This window comes from Streptomyces sp. NPDC034084 (assembly GCF_055575535.1).
Genome location: NZ_JBVISK010000001.1, coordinates 434,394 through 459,943, shown reverse-complemented (window position 1 = coordinate 459,943; position 25,550 = coordinate 434,394). Strand labels below are relative to the sequence as shown.

The 25,550-nt window shown below is 73.8% G+C and carries 24 protein-coding genes; 7 read left to right on the top strand and 17 right to left on the bottom strand.

Annotated elements, in window-relative coordinates; translation table 11 throughout:
• Positions 1-83 precede the first annotated feature (83 nt).
• From ACZ51I_RS02090 to ACZ51I_RS02080, 3 genes are all read right to left on the bottom strand, one after another.
• A complete protein-coding gene (locus ACZ51I_RS02090; protein ID WP_468870898.1) occupies positions 84-2,240 on the bottom strand; it encodes a hypothetical protein in 2,157 nt (718 codons plus the stop codon).
• Positions 2,241-2,291: 51 nt separating this feature from the next.
• On the bottom strand, positions 2,292-3,092 hold the full coding sequence (locus ACZ51I_RS02085; protein ID WP_468870897.1) for a tyrosine-protein phosphatase: 801 nt from the start codon (positions 3,090-3,092) through the stop codon (positions 2,292-2,294).
• Between the two features lie 113 nt (positions 3,093-3,205).
• Entirely contained in the window at positions 3,206-4,204 is a 999-nt protein-coding gene (locus ACZ51I_RS02080; RefSeq protein WP_468870896.1) for an NAD-dependent epimerase/dehydratase family protein, read from the bottom strand.
• 251 nt (positions 4,205-4,455) lie between these two features.
• Between ACZ51I_RS02080 and ACZ51I_RS02075 the strand changes: the two genes are divergently transcribed.
• Both ACZ51I_RS02075 and ACZ51I_RS02070 read left to right on the top strand, forming a co-directional pair.
• Positions 4,456-5,082, top strand: a complete 627-nt coding sequence (locus ACZ51I_RS02075; protein ID WP_468870895.1) for a hypothetical protein — start codon at positions 4,456-4,458, stop codon at positions 5,080-5,082.
• A gap of 50 nt (positions 5,083-5,132) precedes the next feature.
• Positions 5,133-6,545 (top strand): PepSY-associated TM helix domain-containing protein, encoded by a 1,413-nt coding sequence (locus tag ACZ51I_RS02070; RefSeq protein WP_468870894.1) that lies wholly within the window; start codon positions 5,133-5,135, stop codon positions 6,543-6,545.
• Here ACZ51I_RS02070 and ACZ51I_RS02065 read toward each other — a convergent pair whose 3' ends face one another.
• From ACZ51I_RS02065 to ACZ51I_RS02050, 4 genes are all read right to left on the bottom strand, one after another.
• Entirely contained in the window at positions 6,546-7,094 is a 549-nt protein-coding gene (locus tag ACZ51I_RS02065) for a winged helix-turn-helix domain-containing protein (RefSeq protein WP_468870893.1), read from the bottom strand.
• A gap of 354 nt (positions 7,095-7,448) precedes the next feature.
• Positions 7,449-8,480, bottom strand: a complete 1,032-nt coding sequence (gene glnII / locus ACZ51I_RS02060) for a glutamine synthetase (RefSeq protein ID WP_468870892.1) — start codon at positions 8,478-8,480, stop codon at positions 7,449-7,451.
• 156 nt (positions 8,481-8,636) lie between these two features.
• Positions 8,637-9,788 carry an ARPP-2 domain-containing protein gene (locus ACZ51I_RS02055; protein ID WP_468870891.1) on the bottom strand — a complete coding sequence of 384 codons (1,152 nt, stop codon included), beginning with the start codon at positions 9,786-9,788 and terminating at the stop codon, positions 8,637-8,639.
• Positions 9,785-11,389: a hypothetical protein gene (locus ACZ51I_RS02050; protein WP_468870890.1), complete on the bottom strand. Its 1,605-nt coding sequence runs from the start codon at positions 11,387-11,389 to the stop codon at positions 9,785-9,787. The genes ACZ51I_RS02055 and ACZ51I_RS02050 overlap by 4 nt, the downstream gene beginning before the upstream one ends.
• Between ACZ51I_RS02050 and ACZ51I_RS02045 the strand changes: the two genes are divergently transcribed.
• Positions 11,388-12,293 (top strand): Gfo/Idh/MocA family protein, encoded by a 906-nt coding sequence (locus tag ACZ51I_RS02045; protein ID WP_468870888.1) that lies wholly within the window; start codon positions 11,388-11,390, stop codon positions 12,291-12,293. The two genes, ACZ51I_RS02050 and ACZ51I_RS02045, sit on opposite strands and share 2 nt — an antisense overlap.
• A gap of 189 nt (positions 12,294-12,482) precedes the next feature.
• Here ACZ51I_RS02045 and ACZ51I_RS02040 read toward each other — a convergent pair whose 3' ends face one another.
• Positions 12,483-12,929 carry a MarR family winged helix-turn-helix transcriptional regulator gene (locus ACZ51I_RS02040; RefSeq protein WP_468871670.1) on the bottom strand — a complete coding sequence of 149 codons (447 nt, stop codon included), beginning with the start codon at positions 12,927-12,929 and terminating at the stop codon, positions 12,483-12,485.
• 75 nt (positions 12,930-13,004) lie between these two features.
• On the opposite strand from ACZ51I_RS02040, the gene ACZ51I_RS02035 reads away from it, so the two are divergent.
• Positions 13,005-13,898: an alpha/beta fold hydrolase gene (locus ACZ51I_RS02035; RefSeq protein ID WP_468870886.1), complete on the top strand. Its 894-nt coding sequence runs from the start codon at positions 13,005-13,007 to the stop codon at positions 13,896-13,898.
• A gap of 2 nt (positions 13,899-13,900) precedes the next feature.
• Here ACZ51I_RS02035 and ACZ51I_RS02030 read toward each other — a convergent pair whose 3' ends face one another.
• Entirely contained in the window at positions 13,901-14,260 is a 360-nt protein-coding gene (locus ACZ51I_RS02030) for an arsenate reductase family protein (protein WP_468870885.1), read from the bottom strand.
• 149 nt (positions 14,261-14,409) lie between these two features.
• Here ACZ51I_RS02030 and ACZ51I_RS02025 point away from each other — a divergent pair, with 149 nt between their 5' ends.
• Positions 14,410-14,685 carry a hypothetical protein gene (locus tag ACZ51I_RS02025; protein WP_468870883.1) on the top strand — a complete coding sequence of 92 codons (276 nt, stop codon included), beginning with the start codon at positions 14,410-14,412 and terminating at the stop codon, positions 14,683-14,685.
• Between the two features lie 56 nt (positions 14,686-14,741).
• On the opposite strand, the gene ACZ51I_RS02020 is transcribed toward ACZ51I_RS02025, so the two are convergent.
• The 3 genes from ACZ51I_RS02020 to glnA all read right to left on the bottom strand — a co-directional run bounded on the left by ACZ51I_RS02020 (position 14,742) and on the right by glnA (position 18,318).
• A complete protein-coding gene (locus tag ACZ51I_RS02020; protein WP_468870882.1) occupies positions 14,742-15,935 on the bottom strand; it encodes a cytochrome P450 in 1,194 nt (397 codons plus the stop codon).
• On the bottom strand, positions 15,932-16,657 hold the full coding sequence (locus ACZ51I_RS02015; RefSeq protein WP_468870881.1) for a cyclodityrosine synthase: 726 nt from the start codon (positions 16,655-16,657) through the stop codon (positions 15,932-15,934). Before ACZ51I_RS02015 ends, ACZ51I_RS02020 begins: the two co-directional genes overlap by 4 nt.
• Positions 16,658-16,893: 236 nt before the next feature.
• On the bottom strand, positions 16,894-18,318 hold the full coding sequence (gene glnA, locus ACZ51I_RS02010) for a type I glutamate--ammonia ligase (protein WP_468870880.1): 1,425 nt from the start codon (positions 18,316-18,318) through the stop codon (positions 16,894-16,896).
• Between the two features lie 222 nt (positions 18,319-18,540).
• Here glnA and ACZ51I_RS02005 point away from each other — a divergent pair, with 222 nt between their 5' ends.
• Complete coding sequence (locus tag ACZ51I_RS02005; protein WP_468870878.1) at positions 18,541-19,008, top strand: RDD family protein; 468 nt, start codon at positions 18,541-18,543, stop codon at positions 19,006-19,008.
• 62 nt (positions 19,009-19,070) lie between these two features.
• On the opposite strand, the gene ACZ51I_RS02000 is transcribed toward ACZ51I_RS02005, so the two are convergent.
• The 4 genes from ACZ51I_RS02000 to lipB form a co-directional block, all read right to left on the bottom strand.
• A complete protein-coding gene (locus tag ACZ51I_RS02000) occupies positions 19,071-19,775 on the bottom strand; it encodes a DUF4191 domain-containing protein (RefSeq protein WP_468870877.1) in 705 nt (234 codons plus the stop codon).
• Between the two features lie 10 nt (positions 19,776-19,785).
• Positions 19,786-20,001 (bottom strand): SCO2195 family GlnR-regulated protein, encoded by a 216-nt coding sequence (locus tag ACZ51I_RS01995; protein ID WP_468870876.1) that lies wholly within the window; start codon positions 19,999-20,001, stop codon positions 19,786-19,788.
• Between the two features lie 273 nt (positions 20,002-20,274).
• On the bottom strand, positions 20,275-21,243 hold the full coding sequence (lipA, locus tag ACZ51I_RS01990; RefSeq protein WP_366038069.1) for a lipoyl synthase: 969 nt from the start codon (positions 21,241-21,243) through the stop codon (positions 20,275-20,277).
• A 104-nt stretch (positions 21,244-21,347) separates the two neighbouring features.
• The gene (gene lipB / locus ACZ51I_RS01985) at positions 21,348-22,169 is read right to left on the bottom strand and encodes a lipoyl(octanoyl) transferase LipB (protein WP_468870875.1); all 822 of its coding nucleotides are present in this window, start codon (positions 22,167-22,169) and stop codon (positions 21,348-21,350) included.
• A 288-nt stretch (positions 22,170-22,457) separates the two neighbouring features.
• Here lipB and ACZ51I_RS01980 point away from each other — a divergent pair, with 288 nt between their 5' ends.
• Positions 22,458-23,915 carry a regulator gene (locus ACZ51I_RS01980; protein ID WP_468870874.1) on the top strand — a complete coding sequence of 486 codons (1,458 nt, stop codon included), beginning with the start codon at positions 22,458-22,460 and terminating at the stop codon, positions 23,913-23,915.
• A gap of 89 nt (positions 23,916-24,004) precedes the next feature.
• Here ACZ51I_RS01980 and ACZ51I_RS01975 read toward each other — a convergent pair whose 3' ends face one another.
• Entirely contained in the window at positions 24,005-25,366 is a 1,362-nt protein-coding gene (locus ACZ51I_RS01975) for an FAD-dependent oxidoreductase (protein WP_468870873.1), read from the bottom strand.
• Positions 25,367-25,550 lie beyond the last annotated feature (184 nt).

The window sequence follows — 25,550 nt, the reverse complement described above, 5'->3', positions numbered from 1 at the left end:
GTAAGGCGGTGGCAACAGGTCCGTGCGGCGTCTTTCTGCCACCGCCGCACGTGGGGGCCGCGCGGGGCGGCCCGGGTGGCCGGTCACCGCAGGGCGCCCAGCCGCCTCCCGTCCTTCAAGGTGCCCGTCAGATCCGCACGACTGCCCGCCGCCGCCCTCACCGCGAGCAGGGGGCCGTCGGACCGCCCCTCCACCCCGTGCGAGAGCTCCAGCGCGGCGAACTCCGCACTGCCGGCGGCCATCACGTACCAGCTCCCGCCCGGCGCCTGCCACAGCACGCCCGCGAGGACACGGGGGTCCCGGACGCCGCAGGCCGGTGAGCCCTCGGAACGGGCCGCGAGCGCCGCCGGGACCTCGGGGGACGGGACCAGGAACTGGGCGAGGACCCTGCTGCCCGTGCCCCGCCAGGTCTCCGCGCGCGTGCACACCCAGCTGGCCTCTCCGGCGCCCTCCGGCAGCGGCTGCCGCGCGAACCGCCAGGCGTTCACCGCACGCACCCCCTGCGCCCGCACCGCCGTCAGTCCGCACGCCGTGCGCGCCCAGGCCTCCCGCGCCTCCGTCCCCGTCGCGTCCACGGGCGCGGCGGGCGGCCCCCACAGCAGCCGGGCGGGCGCGAGCTCGCCCAGGTCGGTGAGGAGCCGCACCCCTTCGCGGTCCCGCACCTGGAGCGTGTTCCACCGGTCGCAGTCGCCGGCCCGCGCGCCGCTCGGCACGGGATCGGTCACCCCGTCGGCGTCCCGCACCAGTGGCCGCGGCTCCTTCGCGGGCGCGAGGAGGTCCCGTACGGCCGTGTCCCGCACCCAGGGCGCCGTCAGATAGCGGACGTTGCCCGCCGCGCGGGAGACGACGAGCGCCGCCGCACCGACCGCGTCGGCCGCGTCCGTCCGCGCGAAGTCGAGCACGGCGCCCGCCGTCCCCTCGACCGGCTCCGCGTACCGCACGGCCCGCAGCCCGTCGTGGAACAGCACCACCCGCATCGCGTCGACCCGGCCCGCGAACAGCAGCTGCGGCGGCCCCATGGGCGGCCCGACGGGCGTCCCTGGCGTGGCGGAGGACCGTACGGAGCCGCTGGGCCGGGCCCATACGGCGAGTGCCCGCCGCAGCAGGGCGCTGTCGCCGGCCAGCCCGCCGCGCGCGGGCCACACGGAGAAGTCCTGCCGGGTGGCGCCCGGCCACGCCGCCGGATCCACCCGCCTGACCGCGCCGGGGTCCAGGGCGGCCTCGGCGGCGGGGTTGCGGGCGTACGAGGGCGCGGCAGCACCGTTTCTGCCCCAGCCGTCCCCGGGCAGACCGAGCAGCGTCCCGCACACCACGAGCGCCGCGACGGCGACGAGCGCGGCCCGGGCGTGCTGCCGACGCCGCATCAGATCGGTCGGCCGCGCCTGCAGGGCGCACGGATCGAACTCGTCCGACTCGAGCAGCGCGGCACCGCTGAGGCGCGGGGGGAGGGCGGAGGTTCCTCCGGGCGCGGCGGTCCCGGCGCGGGGGGCGCTCTCGCCCAGGCCGTGGCCTCCGGCACCCGGGGCCGCGTCCGGGCCGGCGGCGCCACCCGGGGAACGGTGCCCGGGCCGGCCGGGTCCGCCCTGCTCGCCGACCCTGACCGAGCCGGGGGAACTCCCGGTGGGGCGCCCGGCACCGGCGGGCGCCTGTTCGTCGCTCAGGTCCGCCGCCTCGGCCGCGTCCACCGCGTCCGCCTCCGCCAGCGCCGCCGCCGGGTCCTCGACGCCCGCCGCGGCGAGCACGCGCAGGACCTCCGGGTCGCCCTGGCGCTCCAGGCCGCGCAGGACGTACGCGGCGCGGCCCGCACCCGAGAGCCGGGACAGCCGCTGGTCCAGGGCGAGTTCGTCGGCGCCGCCCACCCGGGGGAACAGCCGGAGCCCCCACACGTGCGGCAGCAGCGGCGGGAACTGCGCCCGGCGCGGCAGCGCGAGGCGCCGGAGCGGCAGCCCGGCGATCAGGGCCTGCCGCAGCACCTCACCCCGGACGTACGCGTAGCCGGGATCCACCGCGTCCTCGGCCGGCCGGGGCCCCGGCACCGCCGGCCCCGGTACCCGACGGCGCGGCAGGGACCGCTGGACGAGGGCGTGCGCGGTCAGCACCCGGCGGTTGCGGCCGAGCGCCGGCGGCAGGACGAGATAGGCCATGCGGACGAGCCGCGGATACCGCTCGACGAGCGCGGCCTCGGCCTGCTCGACGTCGACGGGGCCCACGGGCGAGGGGACGAGATCCTGGGTGCTCACGTTCAGCAGAACGAGCGATTCTTCCGATGGTCACCCCGGCCCCTTCGGGGATCAGGCCGCCGTGACCGTCAGCCGCTCGCGGATCAGCCCGGTCACCTCGTCCGGGACGCCGAGCCCCTCCCGTACGTACTTCTCCATCGACCCGTGGCGGAGAGCGACTTCGTTGAGCGCCGCGTCCAGGTACTCCGGCAGGACCCCGATCAGTTCGAGCGCGAGGTCGGGGTCGCCGCCCTGGGCGGTGAAGCCCTCGATCATGGGCGCGAACGCCACCCGCACGGCCGGGTTGACCGCCAGGTACTCGGCCCGCACGGTCTCCTCGTCCGCGCCGAGCAGCGAGAGCACGACCGTCGCCGCCCAGCCCGTACGGTCCTTGCCCGCCGAGCAGTGGAAGAGCACCGGCCCGGCGCCCGGCGTGCCGAGCTCGGCGAGCAGGGCGCGGTAGGAGGCGCGGGCGGAGTCGCCGGAGACGAAGGTCCGGTAGGTCCGGGCGAAGGCCGCCCGGACCCGGCCCCCGCCGAGGTGCTCCTCGGCGAGCGCGGGGTCCGCGAGCAGGGCCTTCAGACGCGCGGCGGGCGGCAGTCCGCTGCCGGCCAGGTAGTCGGCGAGGACGTCCGCGACGATCAGCCGGGCGCCGGCGGGCAGCCGGTCGGGGCGGTCGGCGCGCTCGGTGGCCGTCCGGAAGTCGACGACGGTACGGATGCCCAGGCCGGCCACGGCGGGCTCCTCCGGGTCGAGCCGGTCGAGCGGCGCGGAGCGGAGGACGAGACCGGTCCGGACCGAGCGACCGTCACCGAGGGGCAGGCCGCCGAGATCGCGGAGGTTGGCGACGGAGGTGGCGGGGATGGCGGGCATGGCGTCGAGTCCTCCGATTCGTGCACGTTCGTCTCGACCGTAGTGGATCGCCCCTCTACGGGCAGGTCAGAACTCCGCTCCAGCCCCCGTGCGGGGCACGCGCGTGGGGGTCTTCACCCCTTCGCGAGCGCCGCCAGGACCTCCGCCTCGCGTTCGGGGGAGAGGCCGGCGCCCTGGCGGTCCGGGCGTTGGGGCGCGACGCCGCCGAGGGACTGGAGCCACGTCCAGGTGTCCGCGACCGTCTCCTCCACCGGCCGGCACCGCAGCCCGGTCGCGAGCGCCCGTGAGACGTCGGCCGTGTGCATCGCGTCGTACGTCTCGCCCGGCGGCAGCCACACCGGCAGCTCCGTCCAGGGCTCCGCCCCGGCCGCGAGGAGCGCCTCCGGGTCCGTCCAGCGCAGTTCGGCGCCGGCCCCCGTCGCCCGGACGCAGGCGTCGAGCAGCCCGCCCATCGTCGTGTGCCCGGACGGCGAGACCAGGTTGTACGGCCCCGAGAGCCCCGCCGCCACCGCGTCCAGCGTCCACGCGGCGAGGTCGCGGGCGTCGATGTACTGGATCGGCGTCTCCCGCGGCCCGGGGGCGAGGACGGACCCGCCGCGCGCGATCCGGCCCAGCCACCAGGGGAGCCGGCCCACGTTCTCGTACGGCCCGAGGATCAGGCCCGCGCGGACGAGGAGCGTCCGGTCGGGCCCGAACGCGGCGGTGGCGGCGAGTTCGCCGCCCCGCTTGGCCTCCGCGTACGGCACGTCCCCGTCGTCCGCGGAGCCCTCCACCAGCGGGCCGTCCTCCGCGAGCCCGGCGGCGGGCGGCCAGGCGTAGACGGAGCGGCTCGACACGTACGCGTACCGACCGGCCCGGTCCGCGAGCAGCCGGGCCGCGTCCCGCACCGCCGAGGGCGCCGCCGACCAGGTGTCGACGACGGCGTCCCAGGACCCGCTGGCGAGCGCGGCGAGGCCGTCGGGGGCGGTGCGGTCCCCGATCAGTGACGCGGCTCCCGCCGGAACCGGGTGGCGGCCCCGGTGGAAGACCGTCACCTCCCAGCCCCGTTCGAGCGCGGCCTCGACGAGCGCGCGGCCGACGAACTCCGTACCTCCGAGCATCAGCAGTCTCATGATCCGAGCCTGCCCGCCGGGGACGCCCGGGGCCACAGCGTTCCGCTCCCGGAGGATTCCGCCAGGGGAGGAACGGCGCCGGGGGAGCGGGGTATCGGAGGGGAGGTGCCGGAGGCGAGGGGGTTGTCCGGCCATTCGGCCGGGATGACACCATGGCGGCGATGACGGATGCCCGGTCGCCCCTGCGCGCCCTGCGAGCCGCGCTCTTCGCGGTCGTGTGCGTGACGTTGGCCGCTGTGGGGCATTCGTCCATGTCTGCGCACCGGCTTCCGGCGGCCATGCTGTTCGCCGCGTTCGCCGTGACGGCGGCGGCCGCCTGGGCCGCGGCCGGCCGACGCCGGGGCGCCCCCACCCTCGCGGGGGCGCTGGTGGCTGCTCAGGGCGCGCTGCACCTGCTCTTCTCGACGGCCGGTCACGTGACGACGCGGCACCACCCGCGGGGGACGCACCCCGCGATGCCCGGCATGCACCACACCGACGCCATGGACGCCATGGACGCTATGGACGGCATGGACGCCATGGACGGCATGGACGCCATGGACGGCATGGTCATGGTCACCGCCGACCCCGTGAGCTCCGGATCCGGATCCGGCATGCTCACCGTCCACCTCCTCGCCGCCCTGCTCTGCGGCCTCTGGCTGGCACGCGGCGAGGCCGCGTTCCTCGCGCTCGCCCGCGCCGCCCTCGCGTACGCCTGCACCCCGCTGCGCCTGCTCCGCGCCCCCGTCCCCGTCCCCGAGACCCCGCGCCGCCCGGTCCGCCGGGCGCGGCGGAACGCCCGCCGCCCGCACGCCGTCGTCCTCGCGCACACCCTCTCCCGGCGCGGCCCGCCCCGGCTGTCCGTACCCCGCGCCACGGCCCTCGGAGCACACGTCTGACCCGGGGGCCGCCTCCCCCTGTCGGCATACGACTCCAAGGACAGTCCGTCATGACCATCGATGATCTCGCGCGCCCGGAAACCCCCGACGCGCCACCGGCACAAGCCGCCCCGTCCCGGCCCGGCACCTGGAGCGCCCTGCGCCCCCTCGTCCTGCGCCTCCACTTCTACGCGGGCGTGCTCGTCGCCCCGTTCCTGCTCGTGGCCGCCGTCAGCGGCCTGCTCTACGCCCTCTCCTTCCAGGCGGAGAAGATCGTGTACGCGCACGAGCTGGAGGTTCCCGTCGGCGACAGCACCCTCCCGCTCTCCCGGCAGGTGCAGACCGCCCGCGAGGCGAATCCGGACGGCACCGTCACCGCCGTCTGGCCCGGCGCCGAACCCGGCGCGACCACACGGGTCCTGATGGCCGACCCCGACGTCCCCGAGGGCACCTCGCTGGCCGTCTTCGTCGACCCGTACACCGGTGACGTACGGGGACAGCTGCCCAGTTACGGCAGCTCCGGCGCCCTTCCGCTGCGGACCTGGACCGACGGTCTCCACCGCGATCTGCACCTCGGCGACCTCGGCCGCAACTACAGCGAACTCGCGGCGAGCTGGCTGTGGGTGATCGCGCTCGGCGGTGTGCTCCTCTGGACCGGACGCCGCCGGAAGAACCGGCGCTCCCTCGTCCTGCCCGAGCGGGGCCCCAAGTCCCGCCGCCGCACGCTGTCCTGGCACGGCTCGGTCGGTCTGTGGGCGGCGGTCGGACTGGTCCTGCTCTCCGCCACCGGCCTGACCTGGTCACGGTACGCGGGGGAGAACATCGGCACCGTCCAGGACGGTCTCGGCGGCGCGACCCCCACCCTGTCGGCGGGACTGTCCGCGGGACCCGCCGCGTCCTCGGAGCACGAGGGCCACGGCGGCGCCCACCACGGCGGTACGAGCCCGCAGGGCCCGGACATCGGCCTCGACAAGGCGGTCGAGGCGGCCCGTGACGCGGGCATCGACAGCCCGCGGATCTCGGTGGTGCTGCCCGCCGAGGGCAAGGGGTACGTGGTGAAGGAGACCGACACGCAGTTCCCGGTCCAGCTGGACTCGGTGGCGCTGGACCCGGCCGACGGCGCTGTCCTCGACCGGCTCGCCTTCGCCGACTACCCCCTGCTCGCGCGGCTCACCCGGACAGGCATCGACGCGCACACCGGTGTCTTCCTGGGCCTGTTCAACCAGCTGGCGCTCGCGGCCCTCGCGCTCGCCCTGGTCCTGCTGGTCCTCTGGGGCTATCGCATGTGGTGGCTGCGCCGCCCGGGCCGCCCGGTGGCGCGCGGGGCCTGGCGGAAGGTGCCGGTGACGCTGCTGCTGCCGCTCGCGGCGGCGACGGCGCTGGTGGCCTGGTTCGTACCGCTCCTCGGACTCAGCCTGCTGCTGTTCCTGGCCGTGGACCTCGCCCTGGCACTGGTCTCCAGGGCGAAGTCCCGAACGGCCTGATCAGGGGGTGTACTTGTAGCCGACCCGCCGCACGGTCTGGATCGTGTGGCGGTGCTCGGCGCCCAGCTTGCGGCGCAGCCGGGCCACGTGCACGTCGACGGTCCGGCCGTCACCCACGTGCCCGTACCCCCACACGGTGGTGACCAACTGGTCGCGGGTGTGGACCCGGTGAGGGTGTGCCACCAGGTGCGCGAGCAGCTCGAATTCGAGGTAGGTGAGGTCCAGCGCCTGCCCGTCGACGAGGGCGATCCGCCGGACGGCGTCGATGGTCACTGGCCCCTGCTCCTCCGCCGCGACGGCGGCCGGGGCGGGGACGGCCGTGGGCAGGTGCGGCTGCTGGTCGGCCGGGACGAGGACGAGGTACCCGACCATCGGGGGACGCCCCGGCAGCGTCGGCAGCGCGTGCTGCGGCGCGGGCAGCAGGGTGGCGCCGGGCGGCAGGAAGTCCGCCACCTGGGAGAAGTCGACGACCTCGTTGGGGTCGACGGCGCGCAGTCGGTGCCGGCCGGGACGGACGGCCGTGAGGGAGGCGCTCTGGGTGTGGGCCATGACAGGTCAGCTCTTTCGCGCGGGGAACGGACGGAGAGGTCTCGTACGTCGTGCGCGTCGGCCGAAGGCCGCGGGACCGGCATAGGAGCCGGTCGGGGCTTTAGAGGGCCGACGCGTTCCTCACGCGTCGACAGCACCGGTCGAAGTCGTGGTGCTGCCGGGAGGGCCAGAACGGCTCGAGGTCGTGACGACCCGTCGCGATGTCGTTCTGCATGATGGCCATATCCCTATTGAACCAGAAGGGAAAGCTGCGGACGACCCTCCGGAGCCCGAAACCCGTGTCATTCATCCCACATGGCGAGAGGGGCGCCCACCGTGTGAAACGGCGGGCGCCCCTCGGAAACGCGGTGCGGATCAGACCTGGCCGGCCTTCTCCAGGGCCTCGCAGCAGGTGTCCACGATCAGGCGGGTCACCACGTACGGGTCCACGTTCGCGTTCGGGCGGCGGTCCTCGATGTAGCCCTTCTGGTCCTGCTCGACCTGCCACGGGATGCGGACCGAGGCGCCGCGGTCCGAGACGCCGTAGGAGTACTCGTCCCACGGGGCGGTCTCGTGCAGACCCGTCAGGCGCTCGTCGATGCCGGCGCCGTAGTTCTTGACGTGGTCGAGCGGCTTCGAGCCCTCACCGAGCGACTCGCAGGCGGTGATGATCGCGTCGTAGCCCTCGCGCATCGCCTTCGTGGAGAAGTTGGTGTGCGCGCCCGCGCCGTTCCAGTCGCCCTTCACCGGCTTCGGGTCCAGCGTCGCGGCGACCTCGAAGTCCTCGGCCGTGCGGTAGAGCAGCCAGCGGGCGATCCACAGCTGGTCCGAGACCTCCAGCGGGGACAGCGGGCCGACCTGGAACTCCCACTGGCCGGGCATGACCTCGGCGTTGATGCCGGAGATGCCGAGACCGGCCGTCAGGCAGTTCTCCAGGTGCGCCTCGACGATCGGACGGCCGTGGATCTCGTCCACGCCGACGCCGCAGTAGTAGCCGCCCTGCGGGGCCGGGAAGCCGTTGACCGGGAAGCCGAGCGGGCGGGTGCCGTCGAAGAAGGTGTACTCCTGCTCGATGCCGAAGATCGGCTCCTGGGCGGCGTACTTGGCGGCCACCTCGGCCAGCGCGGCGCGGGTGTTGGAGGAGTGCGGCGTCATGTCCGTGTTGAGGACCTCGCACAGCACCAGGATGTCGTTGCCACCGCGGATCGGGTCCGGGCAGGAGTAGACCGGCTTGAGGACGCGGTCCGACGCGTGACCCTCGGCCTGGTTGGTGCTGGAACCGTCGAAGCCCCAGATCGGCAGCTCCTCGAGGGCGAGACCCTCGCCCGCGATGATCTTCGTCTTGGAGCGAAGCTTCGCGGTCGGCTCGGTGCCGTCGATCCAGATGTACTCAGCCTTGAAGGTCACGGGTCTCATCCTTTGGCGTGCTGCTGCGGGTGTCCGCTGCGGCTCGCGGCACTGCGAGAAGCTGCGGTCTCTGCGCTGACTGCGCTGTTGGTGTTCGACCGCAGCTTCGCAACACGGGATTTCCCGTCGGTTGCCCGTTTGTGAACCCCGTGTTACTCAGCCTTCCTGATCTTCCCGCGCCCGCCGTGCGACCCGGTGCGCGTCCAGGAGCGAACCGAGACCCGCTCCCCGCAGCCGCCGGACCACCTCGGCGTACGAGGTTCCGAGCGCCTCCGCCGTCCGCCCGAGGTGCCAGTCGTACTCCGCGAGCCGGTTCAGGAGGTACCCCTTCCGGATCTGGTTCTCGGAGAGCCGGAAGGTCTTCAGATAGGCCGCCCGTCCCTTCCGGTCGGTGATCACCTCGCCGATGTGCTGCTCCCGTCCGCCCCGCTCGAACGGCGGAAGGAACCGGTACAGGCCGAACTGGCCCATCCGCCGCACTCGCTCGAAGGAGTACGGGGTCTCCAGGAGGTCCCGCGCCATCACGCCGTCGTGCGCCACCGCCCAGGCCCGCTCCTGCTCCAGGGCCGCCGCCCGCAGGTCCGCGAGGTCCCGGATGCCGCCGGCGCCGTCCCGGATCCGCGCGGTGAACTCGGGCACGGGGGCGCCGTAGTACGCGTACTGGTGGACCAGCTCCCCGTACAGGTCCTCCACCAGCGTCGGGTGCAGTAGCCGGTAGTCGTCCGGGTGCGGCACCACGAAGACCGCGGCCAGCGCGTCGGCCACGTACAGGAGCAGCCCGCACTGCCCGGGATGCAGCTCGAAGATCCGCAGCGCCTCCCCGAGCCCGGGTACCGCCCACCCGGCGTACGCCGCCTCGGCCCGCGGCGAGAGCCCGCGCCGCAGGGCCTCCCGGGACCAGTCGTCCCAGACCACGGACGGTCCGCCGAAGTGCAGCGCGAGGTACCCCTCCAGGGCGAGGTGCAGGGGCAGGAACCGCACCCGGTCCTCCCTCCGCCGCCGCTTGGCCATCCGGTGGATCCGGCGCACGGGCACGGTCGCCGGCTCCTCGTCACCCCCGAGCCGGGTCCCGTACGCGGCGGCCTCCGCCCCCGTGCCCGTCCAGTCGGCGACGAAGCCGTGCGGGATGTACGAGGTGTACGTGGTGCGGTCGCCGAGCTCGACGGAGGCGGCGCCCCACCCCTCGTACACCTCCCGGCGCAGCCGCAACCCCGCCACCGGTTCGTCCCGCACGAGCGGCACCAGCCGCACCCCGCCCCAGACCTGCGCGGGCCGCACGCGAAGCCCGGCCAGATCGATCCGGCTCACCCTTCCGCCCCCTTCAGGAACAGCTCGACCCGGCGGTCCAGATACGCCCGCAGCTCCGCGAACCCCGTCCGGCCCTCCGCGAACTGCGCGATCTCCACCAGGGCCGCCAGGTCCTCCGCGTCCCTGATCCCCGCCACCGGCACGCTCGGCGCCAGCCGGCGCACGTCGAAGCCCTCGGCGTCGTATACGGGGTTGAGGTGCACCACGCTGGTCGACCGCTCCGGATCCAGCCGCGACCGCCACACCCGCAGCACCTCGCCCGCCAGCCCCGGAGGCGCGTTGTCCCAGCCGTCCGAGACGATCACCACACGCTCGGGGCCGGTCTCCAGGGCGTCCAGGATCCGCAGGCCGAGCGGGGTCGGGCCGTAGGGCCGGACGAGGAGCGGGTCCTGACCGCCCGACGTCCACAGCGGGGTGTACGCCCCCGGGGAGGCGAGGGCCTCCAGGAGGAAGTGGCAGCCGAGGGCCACGGCCAGCGGACGGCGCCGCTTCACCGCCGAACCGGAGGAGGAGAAGCTGTCGTCGAGCACGGCCGCCACCCGCCCCCACGTCCCGGCGTACGGCCCGGCCGCGCGCCGGGCCGCCGCACGCAGCGCACCCGTCAGCTCGGCACGCCGCTCCACCCGCACGCCGAACGGGAGCGCGAGCACGTACAGGGCGAGCCGGGTGAGCGGCATGACCGACAGATCGGCGGCCCGGTCCGTACGCAGCCGTTCGAGCCGGGTCATCCGGGGCGCGATCCGCTCCAGGAACACCGCGCGGGGTATCCCGTGCTTCGCGGCGAACCCCTCCGCGACCGTGAACGGCAGCTCGTACAGCGCGCCCTGCTCGTAGTGCGCCCGCCGGTGCGCGTCGAGCGTGGCGTTCTCGTACCGGACCCGGCGGCCGGGAGCGAAGAGGAAGTCGCCCGTCTCGGGGTCGGCCGGCCGCGCGTGCACGTGCCGGAGGGCGGTCTTGAAACCGGTCCGGTACTTCACCGCGTCCAGCGCGGGGTCGGGGCGGGCCGCGAGCCACGCGCGCACGATCGCGCGCGTGCGGCGGTTGTTGACCCCGGCGGCGCGCAGAGCGCCGAAGAGGCGGTAGACCCGCTGCGGCGGCAGCAGCGCGAGCCGCGCGGCGATCAGCCGGCCCTCGCCCGGCTCCGCCTCCTTCGGGGTGCGGAGCAGGTGCTCGATGACGAGCGCGGCGTTGTGGTCGTTGATGTCGAGCGCGAGGGCGGCGGCGTACACGGGCCGGTAGTTGACCCGTACGTACTCGTGGAGGAAGGCGAGCGAGAAGCGCTGCTCGGCGGCGGAGGAGCGGAACTCCCGCTGGCCGGTGGCGGTCACGGCGGCGTTGACGAAGAGGAGCACGTCCTCGGCGGCGACGAGCTCGGACACGACACCCTCCCCTTCCCACACCTGGGTGCCGGCCGGGGAATGAGGGCGCGAACAGCGAAGACGTTGCTTCATAGGCAGGTTCCGGAAGTCGCACCGGAGTCCCGCGGCCGGCGCGGAAACGCTAACACCGGCCCGGGGGAGGACCGCCAGCGGATTACGGGCCGCCGGAGACGAGCCGGCCGGCACCGTCGTTGTCGGTGGCGCCCGGCAGACTGGGGGCATGGCGAAGCACCTGGGCGTCAAGCCCCGTATCGGACTCCTCGGCACCGGCCCCTGGGCCGCCCGCACGCACGCGCCCGCGCTCGCGGGGCATCCGGGCGTCGAGTTCAGCGGGGTGTGGGGCAGACGCCCCGAGGCGGCCGCCACGCTCGCCGCCGCGTCCGGCACGCGGGCGTACGAGGACGTGGACGCCCTCTTCGCCGCGAGCGACGCGGTCGCCCTGGCCCTGCCGCCGGACGTCCAGGCCCCTCTCGCCGCGCGGGCGGCGGCGGCCGGCTGCCATGTCCTGCTCGACAAGCCGGTCGCCACGACGGTGGCGCTCGCCCGCGAGGTGACCGATGCGGTCGAGGCGGCCGGGGTCGCCTCGGTGGTCTTCTGCACGCTGCGGTTCGCGGAGCCGACGGCCCGCTGGATCGAGGAGCGGGCGGCGGCGGGCGGCTGGTTCCTGGGCGAGGCCCACTGGCTGGGCTCGCTCTACGGCCCCGGCTCCACCAGCGCGTACGCGGCCTCGCCCTGGCGGCGGCAGAAGGGCGGCCTGTGGGACGTCGGCCCGCACGTCCTCTCCGTCTACCTGCCGGTCCTCGGCGACGTCACCGGCGTCACCGCCGCCCCGGGCCCGGACGACACCCACCACCTGGTGCTGCGTCACGACTCGGGCGCGAGCAGCACGGCCACGCTGACCCTGAGCGCGCCCCCGGAGGCGGCGGAGGCGGCCCTCACCCTGTACGGCACGAAGGGCCGTGCCGAAATGCCCCGCTGGGACGGCGCGGTGGGCGCCTTCGGCGCCGCCGTCGACGCCCTCGTCACGTCGGCCCGCACCGGCGAACCCCACCCCTGCGACGCCCGCTTCGGCCTCCGCGTGACGGAGATCCTGACGGAGGCGGAGGAGCGTGCGGCGGGCGGCTGAGGGGGCTAGCCGACGAACAGGCAGTCCGGGGGGTCGGGTGCAGGGCGTCGGGGTGGCGGCAGGAGGCGAGGCCCTCCGTGGCGACCCCGCCCCGCACGGCCTCGCGCAGGCCGCGGGTGAGCCCGGCCCGGCGGCTGCCGCCGGCGGCGAGGTCCAGACGCAGGTCCTTCCCGAACGCGCCGGTGCCGCTCACCGCCCGCCGCCCCCGCCCTCCCCGCCGTCCATGAGTTCCCGTACCCCCGTCAGGAAACGCCGTACCGCACGGGTCTCGTCCTCCGTGAAGCCGCCGAGCAGCGCGACCGTTCCGTCGATGAGCGGCCCGAAGTGCGCGCGTCCCAGTTCCTTCGCCCGGTCCTCCACGGAGAGCAGCACGCGCCGCCGGTCGCGGGGGTCGCGCGTCCGGGCCACGTACCCGAGCCGCTCCAGCCGGTCGACGACGGAGGTCGTGCCCGCCGAGTTGAGCCCGAGGCGCTCGCCCAGCCATCCGGCGGTCGCGTCCGTGCCGGCGCGTTCGGCGTCGAGGAGGCAGATGAGGGCCCGTACGTCCGTGGGGTGCATACCGTTGCGGGCGGCGAACTCGGCCTGCCGCAGGCCGTACGCGACGGTCACCTCGCGCAGCTGGTGAAAGATCCGCATCTCCGGTGACTCGGCCACCGCAACCTCCTATTATCTCGCTCAGCGAGATTATCGCCGAACGAGAGGACTCGTGTCATGCCGCATGCCCTGTCCCGCGCGTCGAGGGCGACCCGCACCGGCGCTCCGCACACCGCCGCCCACACCGCCGCCTACGACGCACTCCTCGCCCGATGGCCCCGCCCCACCACCACCTCGGAACTCCGCACCCCCCACGGCACCACCCACGTCCTCCACCACGGGCCCGAGGACGGCCCACCGGTCGTCCTCCTGCCCGGCGGCGGGGACACCGCCTGCTCCTGGCGGACGACGGCCGCCGCGCTCGGCACGACGCACCGGGTCCACGCCGTCGACCTCGTCGGCGGGCCGGGCCGCAGCCGGGCGGACGGCCGCCCGATCCGTACCGCCGGGGACCTCACGGCCTGGCTCGACGCCCTGCTCGACGGACTCGGACTCACCTCGGCGGCCTTCTGCGGCCACTCGTACGGGGGATGGATCGCGCTCCGGTACGCCCTGGCCGCCCCCGGCCGGAGCGACCGCCTCGTCCTGCTCGACCCGACCGGCTGCTTCACCGGCTTCCGGCCCGGCTACCTCCTGCGTGCCCTGCCCGTGCTGCTGCGCCCGACGCCCGCCCGGACGGAGGCCCTGCTCGCCTGGGAGACCGGCGGCGCGGAGCACGATCCGGCGGTACGGCGCCTCGACGTCCTCGCGGCGGAACCGCCCCGCCACCGCCCGGTCACGGGCCCCCGCCCGACCCCCGCCGAACTGGCCGCCCTGCGGCCCCCGACGCTGCTGTTCCTCGCCGGGCAGAGCCGCGTCCACGACGCGGCCAAGGTGGCCGCCCGGGCCGCGGCGACCGTCCCCGGCATCGTGACGGAGTGCCTGCCCGCCGCGACCCACCACACCCTGCCGGCGGACCTTCCGCCCACCGCGCTCTCCCGGATCGGGCACTTCCTGACGGGCCGGCCCTGACCTCAGCGGGACAGCGCGTCCCGCACGGCCTCCTCGGTCCGGCCCACGACCGCCGTGCCGTCCTCCGCCGTGATGATGGGCCGCTGGATCAGCTTGGGGTGCGCGGAGAGCGCCTCGATCCACCGCTCCCGGTTGTCCGCGTCCCGGGGCCAGTCCTTCACCCCGAGCTCCTTGGCGACCGCCTCCTGGGTCCGCGTGATGTCCCAGGGCTCGAGACCGAGCCGCTCGAGCACGCCCCGGATCTCCTCGGGCGAGGGCACGTCCTCCAGATAGCGGCGCACCGTGTAGTCGGCGCCTTCCGCGTCGAGGAGGGTGAGGGCGCTGCGGCACTTGGAACAGGCGGGATTGATCCAGATCTCCATGGCCCCCACGGTACCCCCCACACCCCCCTCCACCACCCCCCAAACCCCATCTGGCCAGGGGCGATTGTCAGTGGGGGTCTCTAAAATAGGGAGTGAAGGTGAGGGTCCCGGGGAGGGCCCGCACCCCCCCGTTCGCCAGGAGGTAGCCCATGGCTCTCGCCGTGATCCGGACGCCGTCCCTCGAACCCTGGAAGCCGCTCCAGAAGAAGCCGCTCCCCGCGGGCCGCCCCCGCGAGTGGTACGTGACGCACAACCGCCGCCTGAAGGCCATGCGCCTCGCGATCGCCCTCCTCGACGCCGGCGTCTACGTCCCGTCGAAAGCCACGAACGCGACGATACGCACGACCGCCGAGACCCTCGGCATCCACCCGCCCTCCGACACCACCTGCCGCATGGTCCGAGCCCTGATCCGCTACGGCCGCTGACACCGGAGGGGCGCTGCCCGGCGTGTGCCGGGCAGCGCCGTCGCGGATCCCGTCGGCTACCAGGCCACCGGCAGCCGTTCGGGGAGCCGCTTCATGAAGTTGGTGCGCCACACCAGCTGTTCGACCGGCACCGCGAGCCGCAGCCCCGGCAGCCGGTCGAGCAGCGTCTCCAGGGCGATCTCGGCGTGCCGCTTGCCGAGCGCCGTCGCCGGGCAGTAGTGCCGCCCGCCGCCGAAGGAGAGGTGCTCGGAGGCGTTCTCCCGGTCCGGCCGGAACGCCAGCGGGTCCGGGAAGTGCTCCGGATCGTGGTTCCCGGCCTCCACGAGCACCAGGACGAGTTCACCGGCCCGCACCTCGACCTCGCCGAGCCGCACGTCCTCCAGGGCGAGCCGCGGCAGCCCGTCGCCGATCGACAGATTCACCCGCAGCAGCTCGTCCATGGCACCGGCGACCCCGCCCGCGCCGCCGGCGGTCAGCGCCTCCCGCACGTCCGGCCGGGTGAGCACCGACACCAGGGCCATCGTCAGGAATCCGGCGGTGGAGATCACCCCCGCCCCGAACAGCGTCACGCCCACCGTCGCCAGCATCTCGTCCGTCAGATGCGCGTATTCGGGATCCTCGCGCAGCGCCGCGAGCTCCGCCATCAGGCCGCCCGTCGCCGGATCGTCCAGACGCTCGGTCATGTAGGCGATGTCCCGGTCCCAGTGGAGCCGGGCCGCCTCGATCTCGCGCGGTGCGTTCATGAAGGCCACGTCCAGGCTGCGCAGCAACCGCGGCCCGTCCTCCTCCGGGATGCCCAGCATCCGGCAGTGCAGTCCCGCCGAGTACGGATCGGCGTAGGCGCCCCGCAGCTCCCCGGGCGCCCCCTCGGCGACCAGCGCGTCCACCAGGGCTCCGGCCCGGGCCCGCAGCCACTCCTCCAGGCCGGGCGCCTTCGGGTTGATCGCCTTCATGACGGCCTTGCGCAGCCCGGCCCCGGTGATGTTGCCCATGTTGTTCACCACGTGCGGCGGGATCGTCAGCGCGTACTGCCGCGGCGCTCCCGGCGCCGAGGTGTCCTTCAGGCTGAACCGCGGGTCCTCCAGGACCTGCCTGCACAGCTCGTACGAGGAGACCAGCCAGGCCTCGGCCCCGGCGATCGTGCGGACCCTCCGGACCGGTTCGGCGCGCAGCGCGTCGATCTCGGCGGGCAGCCGGGTCCCGTCCCAGTCGAAGGGGAAGGCCGGCAGGGTCTTGACGGCGACGCTCATCGCGCGGTTCCTTCGAAAGTGGTGTCGGTGGGGGTGAGGATGCCGTGGCCCTGGTTGCGCGAGGCCCGGAGCCCGGACCCCCGCCCGTACAGCAGATCGGCCAACGGCAGTGCCTGGTGGTAGCAGTTGAGCGAGGACGGCACCCCGAGGATCGCGGGCGTGTCCAGGAACAGCGGCACCTCCGCGCAGATGTACGCCCGGCACACCTCCCGCTGCCGCTCGTCGGTCCGCTGCCCAGGCGCCAGCTTCCCGGCCAGGAAGATGCCGGTCAGCGCGTCGCAGGTCTCCCGCACCACCGGGTCCGCCGCGACCGCGTCGAGCACCGTGCGGTGCAGCTCGCGGTAGGCCGGGACGTCCCGGAACTCCGACATCCCGCGGGCCCGTACCCGTACGCCCGTGGGGTCGGCCTCCGCCACGGCCGTCCCGACCTTGGCCCGCACCCCCCGCAGGTTCTTGACGGCCTTCCGCCGCGCCTCGTCGGCCCCGTACCCCAGCGCCTCGTACATGTCGGCGACATGCAGATCGGTGTAGACGAGATCGACCTGATCGAAGTGGTCCAAGCCCCAGCGCGTCAGCTCGCGCAGCCGCTGGGCGGTGAAATAACTGTTTCCCGGGGAGACGCCGATGACCACGTGCGCGCCCTCGTCGGCGATGACGCGGCAGTGATCGGTGTACGGCTGGAGTCTGAGCGTCTCCGCAGGGGCGAATGCCGCCTGAGTCACGTAGGCAGTCCTCATCGCGCCAGCTAGTCCCAGCGGAGCCCAGTGCTCCGGGTGTGGCGGCAGCGACGACGAGACGCTACCGGCCGGTCGCGGAACGTGAACCCCCTACTCGTAGGTACACGCGATAGTTCGTCAGTTGTTCGCGTGATCGTGATCTTGGTCGGAAAGCGGCGAGGCCCGCCGCCCCCTCGAAGGGGACGACGGGCCTCGGCGGAACCTCGCTCGCGAGGTACGGCTTAGAGGTCGAAGTAGAGCTCGAACTCGTGCGGGTGCGGGCGGAGCTGGATCGGGGCGATCTCGTTGGTGCGCTTGTAGTCGATCCAGGTCTCGATCAGGTCCGAGGTGAAGACGCCACCGGCCTGGAGGTACTCGTTGTCCTCCTCCAGGGCGGAGAGGACGGCCTCGAGGTTGGTCGGGACCTGCGGGACGTTCGCGTGCTCCTCGGGAGCCAGCTCGTACAGGTCCTTGTCGATCGGCTCCATCGGCTCGATCTTGTTCTTGATGCCGTCGAGGCCCGCGAGGAGCAGCGCCGAGAAGGCGAGGTACGGGTTCGAGGACGGGTCCGGCGCGCGGAACTCGACGCGCTTGGCCTTCGGGTTCGAGCCCGTGATCGGGATGCGCATGGCGGCGGAGCGGTTGCGCTGCGAGTACACCATGTTGACCGGGGCCTCGAAGCCCGGGACCAGGCGGTGGTACGAGTTCACCGTCGGGTTGGTGAAGGCGAGCAGCGACGGGGCGTGCTTGAGGATGCCGCCGATGTAGTAGCGGGCGGTGTCCGAGAGGCCCGCGTAACCCGTCTCGTCGTAGAACAGCGGGTCGCCGTTCGACCAGAGCGACTGGTGGACGTGCATGCCCGAGCCGTTGTCACCGAAGATCGGCTTCGGCATGAAGGTCGCGGTCTTGCCGTTGCGCCAGGCGACGTTCTTCACGATGTACTTGAAGAGCATCAGGTCGTCGGCCGCGGCGAGCAGCGTGTTGAACTTGTAGTTGATCTCGGCCTGGCCGGCGGTGCCGACCTCGTGGTGCTGGCGCTCGACCTGCAGGCCGACGTTCTCCAGCTCCAGGGAGATCTCCGAGCGCAGGTCGGCGAAGTGGTCGACCGGCGGGGCCGGGAAGTAGCCGCCCTTGTAGCGGACCTTGTAGCCGCGGTTGTTCTCCTCCGCACCGGTGTTCCAGGCGCCGGCCTCGGAGTCGATGTGGTAGAAGCCCTGGTTCGCCGAGGTCTCGAAGCGCACCGAGTCGAAGACGTAGAACTCCGCCTCGGGGCCGAAGTAGGCGGTGTCGGCGATGCCGGTGGAGGCGAGGTACGCCTCGGCCTTCTTCGCGATGTTCCGCGGGTCACGGCTGTACTGCTCGCCCGTGATCGGGTCGTGGATGAAGAAGTTGATGTTCAGCGTCTTGTCGCGGCGGAAGGGGTCCACGCGGGCCGTCGACAGGTCGGCTCGGAGCGCCATGTCGGACTCGTGGATGGCCTGGAAACCGCGGATCGACGAGCCGTCGAAGGCGAGCTCCTCCGCCGGGTCGAAGGCCGTCGCCGGGATCGTGAAGTGCTGCATCACACCCGGAAGGTCGCAGAACCGGACGTCGACCATCTTGACGTCGTTGTCCTTGATGAACTTCTGGACCTCGTCGGCGTTCTGGAACCCGTTGTTCTGGGACATCCAACTCCTCCTACTCCCGGCCCGGGGAGGGGCGGGGTTGCAGCTCGTTCGTGCGGCCAGTGCGGTGGCACACGCTGGACCCGACCATAGGCAGACGGGATTTCTCAAGCATGACCCATTTGTTTCGTCGAAGTTAACCGGGCCGGGTGCCTCGCCGCCTTGTCGGAGTCGTTCGCGTACCCGGGCCGAAGTGATCGAAAACGGGCGCAGTACCGTGGTCGGGTGGACAACAGGCAAGCACTCGGATCTTGGCTCTCCGGCCCCCGCGCGGCGGCCGAGGACGCAGGCGTCGACTTCGGCTACCGCGGTGAGCAGCTCGGGCTGCCCGAGACGGGCCCCGGCTCGATCGCCCGCCCCGGGCGGCGCCTCGGCGCCCTCGCCGTCGACTGGGCCCTGTGCCTCCTGATCGCATACGGCTTGATCACCGACGGCTACAACCAGGCGACGGGGAACTGGGCGCTCCTCATCCTGTTCGTCCTGGGCGTCCTGACGGTCGGCACGGTGGGCTCGACGCCCGGCAAGCTCCTCTTCGGGCTGCGGGTCGTCTCCGTGAACGGCGGCCGCCTCGGCCTGTTCCGCGTGGCGCTCCGCTCCCTCCTGGTCTGCCTCGCCGTCCCGGCCCTCATCTGGGACCGCGACGGCCGCGGCCTCCACGACCGCCTCTCCGCCGCCGTCCAGGTGCGGATCTGAGGACCGGGGACACGAGAAGGGCCCCGGACCACTCGGTCCGGGGCCCTTCGGGTTCCGTGGTGTCAGCGCATCTTTCCGCCGCGTGGCATCCGCATGCCCTTCGGCATGGGGCCCTTCGGCAACGGCATGTTGCTCATCAGGTCGCCCATCGCCCGGAGCCGGTCGTTGGCCGCCGTCACCTGCGGGCCGGTGAGCACGCGAGGCATCTTGAGCATGGTCGTACGGAGCTTCTTCAGCGGCACCTGGCCCTCGCCGTCGCCGACGATGATGTCGTGCACCGGCACGTCCACCACGACGCGGTTCATCCGCTTCTTCTCGGCCGCGAGCAGGGTCTTGACCCGGTTCGGGTTGCCCTCGGCCACCAGGACGATGCCCGCGCGGCCGACCGCGCGGTGCACGACGTCCTGGCTGCGGTTCATCGCGACCGCGGGGGTCGTCGTCCAGCCGCGCCCGACGTTCTGCAGCACCGCCGCCGCCGCGCCCGGCTGGCCCTCCATCTGCCCGAAGGCCGCGCGCTCCGCGCGCCGCCCGAAGACGATGGCCGCCGCCAGGAGCGCCAGGACCAGGCCCAGGATGCCCAGGTAGACCGGATGACCGATGAGGAAGCCGATCGCGAGGAGGACACCGAGTACGACGATGCCCACGCCCGCGACGACCAGACCGACCTTCGGGTCCGCCTTCCGGGTCATCTGGTACGTGAGGGCGATCTGCTTCAGTCGCCCGGGGTTCGCAGCGTCAGCGCTGCTCGTGTTTGCCTTCCTCGCCATGTCCTGAAGTTTACGTGGCCCGGGAAGCGCGGCCGGACGCGACCTCCATCACGCGCTGGGCCTCCACCCGGTCCTTGGCGCGGCGGCGGTCCTCCAGGACGGAGTTCCAGGCGTTGCGCCGGGCGGTGCGCTGCCCGGCGCCCAGGAGCAGCGACTCCACGGCCTTCAGGGCGTCGGTGACGGACGGGATCGCGGTGACGCGGACGTGCGTCGGTGCGGCCGGCATGGCGGGGTCCTCCCTCGATTGCGGGTGAGACGAGGTGGGGTGTGAGCGGGTGGTGGCGGTGTGTGAAACCAGGCTCACAGATCGGTGTTACCAGGGCGTGACCCGGTGGTCAAACACTGGTGAAGCGTGGGCGCGGCCAGGTGGCGGACCGCGCGGACGCCGACGCGGCCCGTACGGCCCCGCTGAGCTGCGGAGGCGTACGGACCGCGCCGGATTCGGCCAGTACCGGCCGGTAACTACTTGTGCGGCGATTCACACGGCCCGGGGAGGGGTTCAGACCGCCTGGGTCGCGTTGTCGACGGCGCCGCGCTTCTCGATCGCCTGCTGGAACAGCCGGCCCGCGCGGTAGGAGGAGCGGACGAGCGGGCCCGACATCACGCCGGAGAAGCCGATCTCGTCGGCCTCCTCCTTCAGCTCCACGAACTCCTGCGGCTTCACCCAGCGCTCCACGGGGTGGTGCCGGACCGAGGGGCGCAGGTACTGGGTGATCGTGATGAGCTCGCAGCCCGCGTCGTGCAGCTGCTGGAGCGCCTCGCTGATCTCCTCACGGGTCTCGCCCATGCCGAGGATCAGGTTCGACTTCGTGACCAGACCGTAGTCGCGGGCCTGGGTGATGACGTCCAGGGAGCGCTCGTAGCGGAAGCCGGGGCGGATCCGCTTGAAGATCCGCGGGACGGTCTCGACGTTGTGCGCGAAGACCTCGGGGCGGGAGTCGAAGACCTCCTTGAGGAGCTCCGGCACCGCGTTGAAGTCGGGGGCGAGCAGCTCGACCTTGGTCCGGCCGTCGGCGCGGTCCGCCGTCTGCTGGTGGATCTGGCGCACGGTCTCCGCGTACAGCCAGGCGCCGCCGTCCTCCAGGTCGTCGCGCGCGACGCCCGTGATGGTGGCGTAGTTCAGGTCCATCGTGACGACCGACTCGCCCACCCGGCGCGGCTCGTCACGGTCGAGGGCCTCGGGCTTGCCCGTGTCGATCTGGCAGAAGTCGCAGCGCCGGGTGCACTGGTCACCGCCGATGAGGAAGGTCGCCTCGCGGTCCTCCCAGCATTCGAAGATGTTGGGACAGCCCGCCTCCTGGCAGACCGTGTGCAGGCCCTCGCTCTTCACGAGGCCCTGCATCTTCGTGTACTCGGGCCCCATCTTCGCCCGGGTCTTGATCCACTCGGGCTTGCGCTCGATGGGGGTCTGGGCGTTCCGGACCTCCAGGCGCAGCATCTTGCGTCCGTCGGGTGCGACTGCGGACACATCGGCTCCTGTAGCTTCGATTCTTCGGCGCACACCAGGGTACGCCCGTTGCTTCCATGCCTTGCTCTACGCCTGGCCAACCCGTGGCCAGAGCCCGGCATTCCTCAGGCCGAAGCCGGGGCCGAGGCCCGCTCCGTCTCACGCTCGATCACCCGCGGCTTCAGCTCCGCGTTCTCCAGCACGTCCCGCAGGTGCTTCTCCGCGACCGGCAGCACCTCCGCGATCGTGAGGTCCCGGCCCAGTTCGTTGGCGAGCGAGGTCACCCCCGCGTCGCGGATGCCGCACGGGATGATCCGGTCGAACCAGGCGTTGTCCGGGTTCACGTTCAGGGCGAAGCCGTGCATGGTGACGCCCTTGGCGACCCGGATGCCGATCGCGGCGAGCTTGCGGTCCTCGCGGCGCTGGCCGGCGTTGGACGGGGCGTACTCGGGGCCGTTCAGCCGCGGGTCGAACTCCTCGTCGTTCAGCCGCGGGTCGAAGTCGAGGGACAGACCGCCGAGCGACGGGCGCCGCTCGACCGGGTCGCCGAGGACCCACACCCCGCTGCGCCCCTCGATCCGCGTCGTCGCCACACCGAACTCGGCGGCCGTACGGATCAGGGCCTCCTCCAGGCGGCGCACGTGCGCGACGACGTCCACCGGGCGGGGCAGCTTCATGATCGGGTAGCCCACCAGCTGGCCGGGGCCGTGCCAGGTGATCTTGCCGCCGCGGTCCACGTCCACGACCGGCGTCCCGTCCAGCGGCCGCTCGTTCTCCTGCGTGCGCCGGCCGGCCGTGTAGACGGGCGGGTGCTCGAGCAGCAGGCAGGTGTCGTCGATCTCGTCGGCGAACCGTGCGGCGTGCACGTCGCGCTGCCTGTCCCAGGCCACCTGGTAGTCGACGGCTTCCTCGCCGAACCCAAGGCGGACGAATCGCAGCTCACTCACGGCCATGCCTCCTCCTGGGTGCCGGACGCCGGGGACCGGGGATCATCCCGGGCCGGCTCGGCACCGTGCGTCATTCGCGCCCCTGCCACTGTACGGCGGTGCGGGGGACACCCCTCCGGCAGGTGGACGGGGCCGCCTACGTCAGCGGTGCCATCAATCCTCACACGATCGGATGAATGTGGGGCGAAGCTGGCGGTACGGGCCGTGAGGACCGCTAAATTCGCGCCGTTCCATGAGGGTCCGACGGGGCTGCCGCCCGGACCCGGAAGGCAGGAGACCGCACAGCTGATGACGGAACGACCACCGCAGCGCATCCCGAACCGCCAGCTCGCCGCGCTCATCGCCGAAGCCGGGTTCTCCAACGCGGGGCTCGCCAGACGGGTCGACCAGCTCGGTCTGGAACACGGGCTCGACCTGCGGTACGACAAGACCTCCGTGACCCGCTGGCTCCGCGGCCAGCAGCCGCGCGGCACCACCCCCGCCCTCATCGCCGAGGTCTTCACCCGCCGCCTCGGCCGCCGTCTCTCCGCCCAAGACCTCGGTCTCGACGCCTGCGCGCCCGTCTACGCGGGCCTGGAGTTCGCCGCCACGCCCGAGGAGGCCGTCGACATCGTCAGCGGCCTGTGGCGCAAGGACTCCGGCAGCCACGCCGAACTCCGCAAGATCGCCTTCACCCCGGCCGGGCTCGTCGTCCCCAGCCGCGACTGGCTGATCGGCCGCGCCGACGAGCGGGTCGCCCGCGGCGAGCCGTCCTCCGCGGCGGCGTCCCCGCACGACCCGCGGGTCCCGTCCCAGGGGCGGTTCTCCGTGCCCCGCCAGCGCGGTACGGACCGGGCCCCCGGCCAGCGGGTCTCCAGCGGCGACATCGCCGCCCTCCGCTCCGTCGGCGAACTCTTCCGCACCCTCGACCACGCCTACGGCGGCGGCCACGCCCGCCAGGCCCTCGTCCGCTACTTGGAGCACGAGGCCGAGCCCATGCTGCGCGGCACGTACGGGGAGTCCACCGGCCGCCGTCTCTTCGCCGCCGCCGCCGACCTCACCCGGCTCGCCGGCTGGACCTCGTACGACATCGCCGCCCACGGCCTCGCCCAGCGCTACTTCGTCCAGGCGCTGCGCCTCGCCCAGGCGGCCGGAGACCGGGCCTACGGCTCGTACGTGCTCCTCACCATGAGCTGCCAGGCCGTCTACCTCGGCCACGGGCGCGAGGCCGTGCAGCTCGCCCGGGTCGCCCAGCAGGGCGTCGGAACCGTCGCGCCGCCCGTCGTCCAGGCGATGCTGCACGCCGTCGAGGCGCGCGGCCACGCGGTCCTCGGCGAGGCGCGGGCCTGCAGCGCCTCCCTGGCCCGTGCCGAGCGGGCCCTGGAGGCGGCCCGGCCCGGCGACGAGGTGCCGTACTGGGCCCGGACGTTCGACGAGGCCCAGCTCGCCGACGAGCTCGGGCACTGCCACCGGGACCTCCAGCAGTACCGGCCCGCCGCGCAGCACGCCGAGCGCGCGCTCCAGCTCCGCGCGCCCGGCTTCGCCCGCAGCCGCCTCTTCTGCCGGGTGGTCCTGGCGACGTCGCGCCTCGCCCTGGGGGAACTGGAGCAGGCGTGCGCCCTGGGCGCGGAGGCGGCGCAGCAGGCCTCCGAGATGCGGTCCGCGCGGGCGCTCGAGTACGTGCGCGACTTCGAGCGCCGCCTGGAGCCGTACCGCGACGCGGCACCGGCCCGCACGTACCGCGACCGAGTGTCCGCCCTCGGCTGACCCGCGGTGCCCCGGGCGGGCCGCGCCCGACCGGGCCCAGCGGGGGCGCTGCCCACACCCGGCCGGCAAGGGCACGGCCCGCAGCAGGGTCACGCCGCCTTGGCGTGTGGCCGGCGTGGCGACGGGAGGTTCAGGTCCGTCAGGAGGGCCTGGGTGGCGCGGTGGGCCGACGTCAGCGCCCCCTGGAGCGTGCTCGTGTCGCGGTGGTCGCCGCACACGTACAGCCCGGCAAGCAGCCGGACCGAGCGCTGGGCGTCGTGCGGCGCCCGCATCGCCGGGACCGCGTTCGGGGTGTGGTAGAGGCCGAGGAGTTCCCAGTCGTCCGTGGACGTGCCGTACAGCGTGGCGAGGTGTTTGCGGACCCGCCGTTCCGTGTCGTCCGGCGGCGTGCCGAGGACCGTCGAGGTGATGAGGGCCCGCCCCGCCGGAGCCCGGGACGGATCGACCGCGCTCATCACCGTCGTGTGGGCCACCGGCCCCCCGGCGTCGGACTCCAGGAGCAGGGTGGGGTCCGCCGTGGGCGCCACGGGCGCCGTGTGGTGCAGGACGGTCACCGGGTGGAAGCCGGGGACACGCAGGCCCGGCAGCAGTTCCGCCGCCGAGCGCGCGCCCGTCGCCAGGAGCACCGAGCGGCAGCCGATGACACCGTGCCCGGCCGTCGCGACCCGGGACACCGACACGTCCGTGACCCGGACCCCCGTGCGCACCGTGCCCGGCGGCAGCGCGGCGGCGAGCCGCTCGGGGAGCGCCGCCGAGCCGCCCTCGGGGACGGCCGGCCGGGCCCGGGCGAAGGCCCGCAGCGCCAGGTCCGCCTGACGGCTCGACATGCCGAGGTCCGGGTCGGCGAGGAGCGCCGCGAGCAGCGGCCGCAGCACCCCCTGGACGGTCCGGGCGGGGAGGCGGGCACTCAGGGCCTCCCGGGCGGTCCGCTCGGGGCGGGCGAGCAGCCGCCCGGCCGGGGTCGCGGCGAGCCGGACGAGGGACGCGCCGAGCCGCGCCTGGTCCAGCGAGGCGGCCGGATTTCGGGGGGCGCTCGCGAGGGCGCGCGCCATGCTGAACGCTCCCCCCACGCCCCGGTGGACCCCGCCGCTCCGCTGTCCGGCCGTCCGGCGCGGGTGCGGGACGCCCCACCGCGCGTACCGCCCGTCGCTGTGCACGAGCACCCCGGGGGCGAACGGGCGGAGCGCCAGACCGCCGAGGCCCGGCGTGGTCCGCAGTTCCTCGGCCGAGAGGGTGAGCAGCGGGCCCACCCGGTCGAGCAGGAAGCCGTCGACGAGGTCGGTGGCCAGTCGGCCGCCGACCCGCGGCTCCGCCTCCAGGACGGCGACGGCGAGCCCGGCGCAGGTCAGCCGGTGCGCGGCCGCGAGGCCCGCCGTCCCTGCTCCTACGATGACGACGTCGACGGCCTCCACGACGTCCCTGTGCTGTGCGCTGCTTGCGGTGCTGAGCACGTGCCCCTCCCCAGGTCGGCGCCGCCGGTGGGAGGCGTTATGCCCCCAACAGGCCCCCGGAATGCCCGAGTTCGCGTTCGTATCGAACAGTGGGCATCGAGCCTAGGCAGCGCTCCCGTGGATTCGGCCCGCGCGCGCCGGGGTGCACGCAGCACGGGGAGCGCAGGGACCCGCGGGGGAGGGG